At 72.7% G+C, this 13,517-nt stretch carries 5 protein-coding genes; all 5 read right to left on the reverse strand.

The window, feature by feature from the left end; all coding sequences use genetic code 11:
• Window positions 1-94: 94 nt before the first annotated feature.
• The 5 genes from ACWD5F_RS21980 to ACWD5F_RS22000 are packed head-to-tail and all read right to left on the reverse strand — an operon-like array spanning window position 95 to window position 13,517.
• On the reverse strand, window positions 95-898 hold the full coding sequence (locus ACWD5F_RS21980) for a 4'-phosphopantetheinyl transferase family protein (RefSeq protein ID WP_451256484.1): 804 nt from the start codon (window positions 896-898) through the stop codon (window positions 95-97).
• A 7-nt stretch (window positions 899-905) separates the two neighbouring features.
• Window positions 906-2,663, reverse strand: a complete 1,758-nt coding sequence (locus ACWD5F_RS21985; RefSeq protein WP_451256486.1) for an acyl-CoA dehydrogenase family protein — start codon at window positions 2,661-2,663, stop codon at window positions 906-908.
• Window positions 2,660-4,447, reverse strand: coding sequence for an acyl-CoA dehydrogenase family protein (locus ACWD5F_RS21990; RefSeq protein WP_451256488.1), 1,788 nt, complete (start codon window positions 4,445-4,447; stop codon window positions 2,660-2,662). The genes ACWD5F_RS21985 and ACWD5F_RS21990 overlap by 4 nt, the downstream gene beginning before the upstream one ends.
• Entirely contained in the window at window positions 4,444-6,054 is a 1,611-nt protein-coding gene (locus tag ACWD5F_RS21995) for a PfaD family polyunsaturated fatty acid/polyketide biosynthesis protein (RefSeq protein WP_451256490.1), read from the reverse strand. The genes ACWD5F_RS21990 and ACWD5F_RS21995 overlap by 4 nt, the downstream gene beginning before the upstream one ends.
• A 23-nt stretch (window positions 6,055-6,077) precedes the next feature.
• Window positions 6,078-13,517 (reverse strand): beta-ketoacyl synthase N-terminal-like domain-containing protein, encoded by a 7,440-nt coding sequence (locus ACWD5F_RS22000; RefSeq protein WP_451256492.1) that lies wholly within the window; start codon window positions 13,515-13,517, stop codon window positions 6,078-6,080.

Consider the following 13,517-nt stretch of genomic DNA (forward strand, 5'->3'; position numbering starts at 1 on the left):
GGATCCGGCTTCCATGCAACACACCGGACACGGTGGCCGGATACGGATGACGGCGGCAGGTAGCGGTCATGCCAGGAGTGGACAGCACAACGGTTCATCGCGGGCCGCTCCGGGAGCCGGCCGGCAGCAGCTCGGCCATGGCGGACCGCAGTCGTACGGGGATCGGCCCGGCGTCGTTCTCGCTGGCCCGGATGGCGATGCCGAGCGCGAACCGGTCCCACACCTGGAGCACCTGGATCTGCCACAACGGCCGTTCGGGTTCAGGGATTTCCTCGTCCACCACGGCCAGCCCGCCGCCGCGCAGCCGGTGCACCGAGAAGGCGTCGAAGCCGCGCGCCATGCCCATGCCGGTGGCCTTGGTGTACGCCTCCTTGGCCACCCAGGAGTCCGCGAAGGCGTGCCCCCGCTGGTCCTCGCGGTCGCGGCGCAGCACCTCCTGCTCCAGCGGCGTGAAGACCTTCGGCGCGAACCGGACGGCCTCGGGCCTGGCCGGCGTGTTCTCGGCGTCGACTCCGGCGGTACGGCCGCGGACGACGATCGCGGCGATCAGTCCGTTGGTGTGGGTGAGGTTGAAGTCGAGCCCCCAGTCGGCGCCGTGGACGCTGGGCCGGCCGAACCGGCCCTTGTCGAACCGCCATTCCTCCGGTGCCACGTCGGCGTACTGCGACAGCACCTCGCGGGAGAGCAGCCGGGCGCCCAGGAAGCGGGTGCGGGCGGCGGGGAAGAGCAGCCGGTCGTGCCGGGCGCGTTCCTCCTCGGTGAGCAGGTCGAGGCCGCCGGTCGCGGCGGCGAACTCCTCCACGTCCTCCTCGGCGAGCAGCCAGACGTCGGCTCCGCCGGCCAACGGGTCGTCGGCCGGCTCGCGCGCGGTGTCGGGGGCCTCGGCGATCACGGGCATCTGCGGGTCACCAACTCACCTGGAACGGACGGAAGGAGAACAGCCGGCCCGCGCGGTGGGCGTCCGCCATGACCTCGGCGACGGCCTCGATGTCCGCGGGTCCGGTCGTCCACCGCGTGGGGTGGAAGCGCCGCAGCAGCCGCTCAAGACAGAGCAGCAGCACGGCGGGCGAGCGCAGCGCGGGCGCGAAGCTGTCGCGTCCGCGCAGGTAGAGATGGACGCAGGCGGCCGCCGCCGACACCGCCGCGTACTGCTTGGCGAGGTCGTACAACTCCGCCGACTGCCCGGCTCCACGCCCTTGTTCGGCTACGAGCTTGGCGTGCTCGTCGGCGAGCCGGTGCACCTCGTCCGCGAGCAGCCCCGCGGTCTCGGCGCACCCGGCCAGCCAGCCGGCCTCGCGCCCCTCGGCCGCGTCCGCCTCCCGGCGCAGTTCGGCGACGGCCGAGCGCAGGGCGAGCACCGAGTCGTCACCGCCCCGGCTGAACAGCTGCTGCGCGGCGGGCTCGTACGGCTCCATGGGCTGCGCGGGGTCGAAGAGCCGGGCGGTGGAGGCGACCGCGTCGGCGACCGGACCGGGCTCCTGGGCGACGGCGCCCGCGAGCAGTGCGGGCAACTGCAGCGCGATGTTCTTGAGGTTCACCACGGTGTTGCCGTCGGCGAAGTTGGAGATGGCGAAGTCCCGCAGCACCTTCTGGAAGATGCCGTGGCGGGGATGGGCGCGCAGGTAGTAACGGGCGCCGAGCACGGTGGTCAGCCGGGCCAGGGTCTCCTCGAGGAGGGTCGGCACGAAGTACTTGACGACCGAGGACCAGATGCTGGCCTGGGCGGGCGCGAGCTGGAGCGACCGCACCGCGCCCGTGGTGAGCGCGTCGGCGATCAGCAGCTCGGCGAAGCTCTCCGCCAACTGCCTTTTGGAGTACGGCACTTCGAACACGGTCCCGCCGAAGATGACGCGTCCGGAGGCGAAGTCGAGGGTGGAGCGCAGGGCGGTGTCCACACAGCTCATGGCGATGCTGGAGATCGCGATCCGCGCCAACTGGCTGCTCTTCAGGGCGACTTCGAGCCCCTGCCCGACCCGGCCGAGGAGCGCGGAGTCCGGTACGAAGCAGTCGGTGAGCCGTACGCCGCTCATGTCGAGCCCGCGCAGCCCGTGCAGGGGCTCGTCGCGCAGGTGCGCCAACTGCTCCGCCGGGATCCCGTCCTTCTCGACGGCGAAGATGGAGTATCCCCCGGGCCCGCCCTTCTCCGAGGTCCGGGCGAAGACCATGACGGCGGCGGCGACGGTCGCGTTGCCGATGGTCCACTTCTCACCGTTCAGCAGCCAGCCGCCCTCGGTGCGGCGCGCGGTCGTCTCGTTGGCGAGGATGTCGCTGCCGTGCCCGCGCTCGGACAGCCCCCAGGCCAGCTTCCGCCCGGCCCGGATGGCGTCGGCGAAGTGCTGCCGCTGCTCGGGGCTGCCGGCGATCCACACCGGCATGTAACTGAGGCTGGTCAGCACCATGGCGGTGGCAGAGGTGGGGTCGCGGCGCCCGACGAGCCGGTACAGGTTGAACCCGTCCTCGACATGAACGGCCTTGCCACCGTTGGCCGCCGGCACGATCCAGTCGTACAGCCCCCAGCCCGCCAGTACGTCCACGAACTCGTGCGGATACGCCTGGCGTTCGTCGAGGTCGAGGATGCGCGGGTAGGGCATGGGACCGGCGGCGTCCCAGGGATCCCCGAGATACGTCTCCAAGTCCCCCATGAGCGCGATGAGATCGGTCATGTCGTCTCGTCCCCCTCCTCCGACTCAGGCCGTCCGTCGGACAGTTGGACCGGGAGCGCGGTGAACAGCAGCCCCGCCGCGTCGAGCCGGGTGAGCGCACGCACGGCGGAAGCCAGTTCGGAGGCGGCCTGCCGCGGATCACGCCCGTCGGCCAGGGCGAGGAGGACGGCCAACACGGAGGTGAGCCATCCACTCCCGCCGGGCTCGTCCCCGTAGAGCCCCCGCTCGGGATGGGCCCGCCAGGCAAGAACGGCCGCCGCACCCGCGTACAGCAGACAGCAGCGCTCGGCGAGATCCAGTAGTTCGGCCGACGCCCCGAGCCCCCGGGCCCGGTCCTTCTGAGCTTCGGCGGCGGTGGCGAAGGTGTCGTCGAGCGCGGCCCGCAGGCCCCGTACGAGTTCCGAGCCCCGCTCGTCCCCACCGGCCGCGATCCGCCTGGCCGCATCCTCGGCCTGCTCCGCGAACCCGAGCAGCACGAGGTCCTTGGGGCGGGCGGAGAGGTCGAGCGCGGCGGGGTCGAGATCGGGAAGCGGGGCGCCGAAGGCGAAGAGGGAGGCGGAACCGGGGTCCGGGGCCGGCGTGTCCCCAGGAGCCAATGCCGTTGCGTATCCGGGGAGTTGGACTGCGATCGCCCGCAGAACCCCGAAGGGGCTCGTGTCGATGGATTCGACGATCTCGTTGTCCCGTCGGGCCTTGTCGAGGACGGCGCCGGGGCCGTGGGCCAGGACGGATCGGGCGCCGAGGAGGGTGCGGGAGCGGGCGATGGACGAGGAGGTCAGGCGGGTGGCCACCCGCTTCACCACCGAGGAGCACAGGCCGAACGTGCCCGGGGAGAGGTGGACGTAGCGGGCCGCCGTCAGGGAGAGCAGGTCGGCCGCGAACAACTCCGCGGCGGCGACGGCCAGTTCACGCGAGCCGTACCCCGTGTCGGCGACGCGGACACCGCCGACCCGCCGGTCCCGGGTGAACCGCAGCGCCGTACGAAGAGCCGTGTCGGCGGTGGCCAGGCAGGCCCCGGTGCTGAGCAGACGCACCACCTGTTGGGCCCGCATCGCTCCCGCGAGGCCACCGCCCACGGCTCCGATCACCGCCGCCCGCGGCACCGGAGTCCCTTCGAAGACCAGGTCGGAGAAGTCGATCCCGCGCATCCCGGTGACGGTCTGCGCGGGCTCTCGCCCCACCCGGTGGGCCAGCTCGCGCGGCCCGAGCAGCACGGCCGTGAACGCGGCCGGTCCGCGCTCCGCCGTACGCGCCACCACGACCACCGCGTCGGCGGTGGCGCCCCGTCCGACCAGCCATTTGCGGCCCCAGAGCCGGTAGCCGTCGCCCGTCGGGTCGAGGCGGGCCTCGCCCGCGAGGACGTCGCTGCCGGCCTGTTCCTCGGAGAGCGCGAAGGCGATCGTGCGGCCCTCCTGCACCCAGTCGGCGACCGTCTTGGCCTGTTCGTCCGAGCCGGCCGCGAGCACGGTGAGCACGGCGGAGCAGGACAGCAGCGTGGCCGGCATCAGCGCGGCGTCGCGCCGGGCCGCCACCCGGACCAGGAGCAGCGTCTCGTCGAGCCCGCGCAGGGTGCCGCCCAGGGACGGCGGCAGATAGGCGAGCGGGAAGTCGACGGAGTCGAGGCGGGCGGCGAAGGCGTGCGGGAAGTAGCCGCGCTCGTCCCGCTCCACTCCCGCCGCGAACCCGTAGACGTTCTCCACCCGCCAGGGGTCGCCGAGCAGCTCGTCGAGCCGCGCGACGGCGGCGAACTCGGCGTTCACGGACGTACCTTCAGATCCGCTCATGGCCGTACCTCCAGGGCCTGGTCGGGCTGTGGTACCGGGTAGTCGGCGATCGCCGGGGAGAGGGCGAGGCCGGCCGCGCGCAGCAGGGAGAGGCGTTGGTGGAAGGCGGCGCCGGTCATGATGTGGCGGGCGACGTCGGCGACGTGCCGGTTGCGCGGGGCGGCCAAGTAGGTGCCGCGGACCCAGGAGTTGAAGCTGCCCATCGCCGGGCCGCACCAGATCTGGTAGTCGACGGCGCGGTCCGCCTCCCCCGTCTTCGCCCAGCGCGAGGCCATGCCCAGGTACCAGCGGAAGATCAGCGCGGCCCGCCGCTTGGGGCTGGCTGCGGCACGGGCGAGCTGGTCGGGGTCGCGGCGCTCGAAGTAGCCGACGGTCTCCGCCCAGACATCCTCAAGGGGCCGCCGGAAGATCTGCGTCTCGATCCGTTTGCGGGCCGCCGCCGGGAGGTCGTCGATGCCGTCGTGGTCGCGGTAGAGCTCGTAGAGGAGCCGGGCCCGCATCGGGAAGAGGGTGCCGCGCTTGAGGACCTGGAGTTCCACGCCCATCTCGAACATGTCGGCGGCCGGGGCCATTTCACAGTCGGCGAGGTCGGCCTGCGCGAGCATCTCCTTGACCTGGGTGGAGGTGCCGGCCTCGACGCAGGACTGGTTGACCGACCCGGTCACCACGTAGTCGGCGCCCATCGCGAAGGCCGCCCAGGCCGCCTCGGGGGTGCCGATGCCGCCGGCCGCGCCGACCCGGATCCGTGTCGGGTACCCCAACTCCTTCATCAGGGCGTCCCGTTGACGCATCAGCACGGGCAGCTGCGCGGGCAGCGGCCGCCGGTCGGTGTGCCCGCCGGAGTCCGCCTCGACGGTGATGTCGTCGGCGAGCGGCACCCGTTCGGCCAGCCGCCCCTGCTCGGCGGTGATCGCGCCCTCCTCCACCAGCGCCCGCACCATCGCCTCGGGCGCGGGCCGGATGAACTGCTCCGCGATCTCGGTCCGGGAGATCTTGGCGATCACCTTGTTCTCCGCCACGACCCCGTGCGGCCCGCCCGCGCGCAGCCCGGCGAGCCGGTAGCGCACGATGTGCGGGGTGAGCCCGAGGAACGCGGACGCCTCGACGCACGGCACCCCGTGGCGCAGGTACAGGTCCACGGCGGTGCGCTCGAGGCGCTCCTCGCTCGGGCTATGGATCAGGTTGCAGGCGTACGGCAGCCCGGGGATCTCGGCCGCGAAGCGGTCCAGCGCCTGCTCCACCGCCTCGGGCAGCAGCCCGGCCGCCCCGTACGAGGCGAGGTACCCGGCCCGTGCCATGGCGATCACCAGGTCGGCCGAGGCGATGCCGTTCGCCATCGCGCCGCTCATGTACGCCTCGCGCACGCCGTACGCGTCCAGGAAGGCGCCGCTGCCCAGGCGTTCGGGCCCCGACGGCGGTACGGCGGCGATGACCTCGTGCTCCCCGCCCGCGTGCACACGCCCGCCGACGGCCGCGCCGAGCCCGTAGCGCCCGCGCAGGATGTAGACGGTCTCGTCGAGACGCGCGAGCGCGTCCTGGATCCCGCTCTCGCCGACCGCCGGTGCCCCGGTCCCGCTCCACCGCGGCCGCGGCTGTTCGCTGCTCATGGACATGTCTCCTATGGGGACCGCTAGTCGTGGTGGATCTCGATGCCGATGTCGTCGAGCCGGTAGATCCGCAGGGTCGACTTCCAGACGTGGGCGGTGCCGAGGAGGACGATCCGGCCGGGTTCGCGGCGGACCTCCTTGACGTGGACGTCGAACTCCATGTCGGGGTCGGTGCGCAGGATCTGCCCGCGGTAGCTCCACTTCGTCTCGACTCCGGCGCTCAGCGCGAAGCGCGGGTTGCGCAGTCCGTCGGTCAGTCCGCTCTCGACGGCGTACACCTGGAGCCCTTGCAGCAGCGCCTCGACGCCGAGCGAGCCGGGCATGACCGGGTCGCGGTGGAAGTGGCAGGAGAAGTACCACTCGTCGGGCCGGATGGCGCGGTGCCCGCGCAGATAGCCCTGCCCGTGCTCGCCGCCGCCGGGCAGGATGTCCAGCCACTCGACGAGGTCCAGGTGTCCGCCGGCCAGCCGCGGCCCGTGCCGGGCGGGCTCGGCGGACCGGTAGGCCCGCAGGTCGACCCGGCGGGTCCCGGGCGGCCGCGACGGCTGGGTGTCCAGCCAGGGCAGCACGTGCTGCCCCTTGTCGAGGCCGACCTGGTGGGCGAGCGCCTTCTCGTTGAAGTATCCGAAGAGGGACTCGCCGGTGTAGAACACCTCGCCGTCGCAGGAGAGTTCGTAGGAGAAGTTCTGGAGGATCGAGCCCGGCATGCGGTCGCTCGACAGCAGGGTCGAGCGGTGCTGGATGGTCTTTCCGCGCAGGTCGACGTCCTTGACGAGGGTGGCGTGGCCGTCCAGGTTGCGGATGCTGAACTGCTCCTCCGGGTAGGGCAGGGTGGCGCCGAGGTAGTAGCCGAGGAGGATGGCCGCCTGGAGGCTGGACTCCATGTAGATGCAGTTCGGCATGTACGGGTGGCCGTTGTCGGTGTAGTACCAGGCGTCCTCGGGCGCGTCGTACTCCGTCACCATCACCGCCCCGCGCTTGAGCGTCCCGCGCGTGCCCTCCAGCTTCATCACCCGGTCGACGAACAGGAAGTCGCCGTTGGGGATGTACGGGGCCCTGCTGTCGGCGTAGACCTCGAACTCCGGTCCCATCGCGATCGCGAGATCACCCTTCGCCGCGTGCGCCATGTGGAACTCGTTGAGCAGGGCGGGCTCTCCGGTGGCCGGGGAGAGCCGGCCGAGGAAGTGCGGGACCGTGCCTGCGGTCTCCGGGCGGTACGGCGTGCCGGGCTTCTCGCGCAGCCGGATGCCGAGGCCGGTGACGCCGATGGAGGGCGTGCCGTCGCGCAGCACGACGACGTCGGCGACGAGCGACGGACGCGGCAGCAGGGTCAACTCGGTGATGTCGATGCGGTATTCGATCCGGCTGTTGCGCGGGGTGATCTGGCCGCGCACCTTCACCTCGGTACGGAGATCCGGCACCGGTTGGAAGCGGGCGTCGGGGAGCGTGAGATGCAGGCCGAGCGAGAGGGCGTACAACTCCAAGAGCTGGACGGCGCCTTCGGCGACGAGCGAGCCGGCGAGTACGGGGTCGTCGGGGAAGTGGCTGGTGAAGTACCAGGCGTCGGGCTGGAGTTCCTTGACCGCCTCGATCCGCCCCAGCCCGTGCGGACCGCCCTTCCGGTCCAGCACGGTGACCTCGTCCGCCATCAGCAGCGGACGGGCCGGGAGGCGCAGGGAGGTGTTGCAGCCGGGGGGCTGGCGGTGGCCGGGTCCGAAGACGTCGGCGATGCGACCTTCCGAGAGTGCGTCGAGGTCGGCCGCGGAGAGAGCGGTGCGGTGGGTGGGCGCGAGCGGCTTGAACGCTGAACGCCCGGGATCCGCCTTGACCTTGAGGCCGGGCGCGACTCGCCCCTGTACCAGCCCCGGCGAACTCTCCAGCTCCTCGTCCGTGAAGAACCCGGCACACGCGTTGTTGAGCTTGAGGATCAACTCGCCGTCGGCGTAGCAGTCGTAGTGGAAGAAGAAGAGCAGCGTGTCGCCCTGGCGCACGAACTGGTCGATCCAGATGTCGTAGCGCAGGGTCTGTCCGGTGCGCGGCAGGTCGCCGACGAAGCTGAGGCTGCTGTCGAGGAGGCGGTAGACGCGGTTGCCGCGGTTGGTGAAGTCGGCGCCGAGATAGCTGATCAGCAGGAGGTCGCACTGCCCGGCCTCGATCGTGACGGCGGGCGGCACCTGCCCGTCGACGGCGTACCAGGCGTCCTCCGGCACGTCGTACTCGGTCCGGATGAACGAGGGCTTGAACTCCCCTGGCTCGGCGTCGAGTTGGGTGACCCGGGTGGCGAACAGATAGGGCGGAGCGGGGAGTCGTACGCGCCGCTGATACCCGTCGATCCGGGCGAACCGGGGCCCGAAGACGTTGCCGACCTTGCCGGTCGCGAATTCGAGGAGGTCCTCCTCGTCCCAGACGACGCCTTCGGGTTTGGGGCGGTTGGAGCGGGGCGCCGGGGGCTGCTCGGGGCCAGGGGGCGCCACGGGCGGGACGACCGGTTCGGCGGCGGGATCGGCAACCGGCTCGACGACGACCGCGTCGACCGGCTCGGTGAAGGGTGCGGTGACCGGCGCGGCCGTCGCCGCCGCCGACAGCACCGCGACCAGTTCCTCCCGCAACTCCCGTTGGGCTTCCAGGACTTCCTGATGCGCCTCCAGGATCTCGGCACGCAGGCTGCGCACGAGCGCGAGGGTGGAGGCGTGGTCACTGGCGGCCCGCGCCGACGGCTGCGACTCCGGCTCCGGCCTCGGCTGCGGCTGCACCGCCGGCGGCACGGGCAGGGGCGCGCCGAAGATCGCCGGACGCTGGGGCACGTCGGGACGCGGAGCCGGTGGCGGTACGGCGTCCAGGGACCGTGCCGGGACCGCGTCGGCGGGCACCATCGTGATCGGTTCCCGCTCCAGCGTCAGCGCGGGTACGGGCGGACCGTCGGGGCGGATCGGCATCGCGGTGTCCCATTCCGTGGGGTCGGGTTCCGGGTCGGGGAACTCCTGGGCGGACGGCGTTGATTCGGGGAGCGCGGCCAAAGGCATCGGCTCGGTGAGGAGCGCCACGGGCACGGGCTCGGGTTCCCGCTCCGGCTGTGGATCCGGAAGGACCGGGACCAATGCCGGGACCGGCGCGGACAGCGGCGTGGGTACCCCACCAGCCGCCCTCTCCCCTGCCGGAACCCTCCGTATGGAGCCGACGAGCCCCTCCGCGCCCCGCGCCACCAGCGGTGCCACCGGCTCGCCGCCCACCGGGAACGTGCGCAGGCCCAACGGGCGTCGAGCAGCGGTTGTGCGCGGGCGGAACGGGGTGAGGTCGACCGGGACGCCGTGTGCGGCGAGGCGGGCGACCAGGCGGGCGATGTCCGTCGCGCCGCGAGCGCCCCGGCGGTCGACGGGAACCGACAGGTGGGGGGCGTCGGCGAGGGTTTCGTGGATCCAGCGCGTGCAGGTGCTGGAGGGGCCGACCTCGATGAAGGCGCGGAAGCCGTCCTCGTAGGCGCGGTGGATCAGGCGCGGGAAGTCGACCGTCTCGCGGAGGGTGATGGCGATGTTGTGGGCGACGGTGTCCTGGTCGAGGTCGCCGACGGGGGCGTAGTGCCGGCTGCTGTAGAGGACGAGGTCGCCGACGTCGCCGGTGGGGTAGCGGTTGAGGTCGGCCAGTTCGTTGAGGTCGCCGTCCACCACCGGGCAGTGCATCACGTGATTCGCGGGCGAGCGCGCGCTGCGGCAGCCCAACGCGTCGATCAGGTCCCGGCATTGGGCCGGATCGCCCGCGACCACGACCTCGGCCGGGGTGTTGACGTGGGTGATGAAGACCCGGTCGTAACGGGCGACCGCCTCGCGGACGTCGTCCGCCGGGGCGAGCAGCACATGCGTGGCCCACACCGCCGCGTCGGGCACGTCGTCGCCGAGGTGCCACAGCGCGCGGACCGTCTTCTTCGGCCCCCGCAACCGGTCCACGAACAACGGCGACGCGTCGATCTTCGCCGTCCCGCGGGCCTCCTTGACCCAGCCGCCGGTCGCGAACAGCATGCTGCTCTCACCGAGGCTGTACCCGAACGCCCCGTGCACCGGCACCCCGAGCACCTCACGCACCAGGTCCGTCGACAGCAGCGCGTAACTCGTGCCGACGGCCAGCATCAGCGGAATGTCCTCGATCAACTCGGCCTCGCGGCGCATCAGTTCACGCCGGTCGAGCGGCCCGAGGGCACGGGGGTAGAGCGCGGCCGAGCGGAGCATCTCGGCGGGCAGTTCGGCCTGCGCCTCGAAGCGCGGCAGCAGTCCGGGAAAGGCGCGGAAGAGCGCACGGCCCAGGCCGAGATACGAGTTGAAGGCGCCGGGGTACACCAGCGCCGTCTTCGTCCCGGGCCCACCCGCGGGCCGCGCCGCGAAGCAGCTCCCCGACGGCGAGGTCCACTCGCCCCCGGCCCGGTACACGTCCGGCAGGTCCTTGGCCGCCTGCTCCAACTGCCGTACGAGACCCGCCGGATCGTCGGCGACCAGTACGGCCTTCAGCGCGGCCGGCCGGTCCTCCGCGAGCGCGGCCCAGTCGCCGCCGTCCTCCACGGCGGCCCGGACCTCACCCAACCGCCGTACCAGCGTGTCGATGTCGTCGGCGCCGACGGGCACGACGAGGCTCCCGCCCGAGCGCACCCAGTCCGTGGCCGCCACCTCGCCCCGCGTCTGCGCCCCGCCGAGCACGATGTGGGCATGGCTGCCCGCGGTCCCGGTGACACTGACGGAGGCGGTACGCCGGCCCTCGCGCCGTTCGCGCAGCCAGGGCCGAGAGTCGGTGGCGAGGAAGAAGGCCGACCCGGCGAGCCGGGCGCCGTCGACCCCGTCGGGAGCGATCGGCTGATAGGCGTAGTGCAGGCACAGCGCGGCCCGGATCACGGAGGCCAGCGCGGAGGCACAACCGGTGTCCCCCACCTGGGAGTTGACCCCGCCGAGCGCGGTCCGCAGCAGTCCGCCGACCCGTACGCCCGTCCAGACGCGGGCGAGCCCCTCGACCACTTCTTCACGCAGAGCACCGGCCTCGACCAGCTCGACGTCGGCCGGTGTCACCCCGGCCGCCGCCAACGCGTCCTCAGCTGCGGCGGCCACGAGGTCGGGGGCGGGCCGCGGGTCGAGGGTGGCCGCGTGGTGGACGGCGAGGCCGTCGACAGTGGCGTACACGGTCCGTTCGGGCGGGATGGAGCCGGGCCGGGTGACGACCACCGCGCCGGCGCCGTCGCCCAGCACGGTGCCGGGCTCCAGGATCGAGCGGGCCAGCTGCGATTCGGGCCCCGCCGCCAGGTCGACGGCGCCGACCAGCACCGCCTCGACGCTCGGGTCGAGCAGCAGCAGCCGGGCGGTGTCGAGGGCGTCGACCCCGACCGCGCTGTCGGAGGAGACGGTGAAGGACGGGCCGGTGAGGTTCCACAGGGAGGAGATCCGCGCGGCCATGATGTTGCCGATGTAGCTGAGGACCTCGTTGGCCTCGATGGAGTCGTGGATGCCGTTCCGGGCGGCCTTGGTCAGCGCGGCCAACTGCTCGTCCGTGGGGTCGAGTCCGGCCGCCGCGCACCAGGCGGCGAGCTTGCGGCCGAGCGCGTACCGGGCGCCGTGGCCCTCCGCGCTGGGCTCCATCTCCATGCCGAGGACGACGGCGACCCGCCGCCCCTTGGCCCCGGGCCCGGGACGCTCGTACCCGGCGTCCTTCAGGGCCTCCTCGGCGACCCGCATCATCAGCAGGTGCTGCTGGTTGAAGTGGTCGAGGTCGTTGGGCGGGATGCGGTAGGAGGTGGCGTCGGCCTCGAACCCGTCGAGGTAGGCCGCCTTCGGCACCAAGTCGTGGGCCAGCCCGGCCCGTTCGAGGGGCCCGTCAGGCGCCGACTCGAACCCGCGCCACCGGTTCGGCGGCAACTCCCGTACGCCGCTCAGGCCTTCGTACCCCGCCCGCTCGAACGCGTCGAGCGTGCTGAAGGAGCCGAAGTGGGCGCCCATCCCGATGATCGCGAGCGTCGGCGGCTTCGTGCGCTCGGTGTCTTCGTCGGCGGGCCCCGCGACCTGCTCCGGCTCCGACAGGACGACATGCGCGTTGGTACCGCCGAAGCCGAACGCCGAGACGGCGGCCCGGCGTATGCCGTCGGTGGCCGGCCAGGGCGTGGGTTCGCGGACGACGCGGTCCGCCACCGTGCCGGGCAGCGGTTCGGCCACGCCGGTGGTCGGCGGGATGACGCCCCGGCCGAGCGCGAGGACGACCTTGACCAGGCTGCTCATGCCGGCCGCGGTCAGCAGGTGACCGATGTTGCCCTTGACCGAGCCGAGCAGCGGGCCGCGCCCGAAGTAGCGTTCCACGCCGTCGAGTTCGGTGCGGTCGCCGAGCGGGGTGCCGGTGGCGTGGCACTCGACGTACTGGACGTCGTGCGGCTCGATGCCCGCGTCGCGGTAGGCGAGTTCGTAGGCGGCGAGCTGGCCGGTGACGTTCGGGGCGAGCAGGTGTTTGCCGGGGCCGTCGTTGCCGAGCGAGACCGAGTCGATCACGGCGTACACCCGGTCGCCGTCGCGCCGGGCGTCGGCGAGCCGCTTCAGGGCGACCATGGCGGCGCCCTGCCCGGTGATGATGCCCTTGGAACGGGCGTCGAAGGGCTGGCTGAAGCCGTCCGGCGGATAGGCGTGCAGGTCGGAGAAGGAGAGGTGGATGACGGTCGGGTCGGGCGCGCAGACCCCGCCGGCCAGCATCAGGTCCGCTCCGCCGGTGGCCAGTTGGGCGCAGGCGAGTTGGATCGCGTAGAGGGCCGACGAGCAGGCCGCGTCGAGCGTGTGGCGCGGACCGTCGAGCCCGAGGGCGGCGGCCACGACGTGGGCGGGCAGACCGCCGGGCCAGAGGTTGTGGGCGTCGGCGGGGTTGCGGGGATCGCCTGAACTGCGGGCGCCGGACATGCTGTTGGAGCCGGTGGAGGAAAGGGCGTCCCCCTCTCCCCCACCCCTGGCCGGGCCGCCGTCCTCCGCACAGGACGGCAGCCCGGCCGCGGGGAAGCCGGCCGCCGCGAGGCCCTCGTAGACCGCGGCGTCCCACAGCTTCCCCGCTGTGCGGCCGGAGGACGGCGTGGGGAACGGGTAGTTCCCGAACACCACGCCGGTCCTCCGCCCGACTCCCCGGCCGGCCGCGGCAGCGGGGGATACACCCGCGTCGGCCAGGGCGTTGTCGGCGACCCGGAGCGCCCAGTGGAACGAGCGGTCCAGGCCGGCCAGATAGTCGGCGGGCAGTGCGTACGCGGCCGGGTCGAGGTCCGGCACGGCATCGACGAACCCGCCGCGCGTGCAGTAGATGCGGTGCCGGTCCGCGTTCTCGTCCTCGGCCGCCGGATCGTGCCCGAAGATCCGCTCGCCGCCCTCGGTGCGCGAATCCACCGCGCCCATCAGGTTGTTCCAGTAGGTGTCCGGCGTGGCCGCCCCCGGAAAGAGGCACGACAGTCCGACGATCGCGTACTTGCCCAT

Source organism: Streptomyces sp. NPDC002499, from assembly GCF_053595415.1.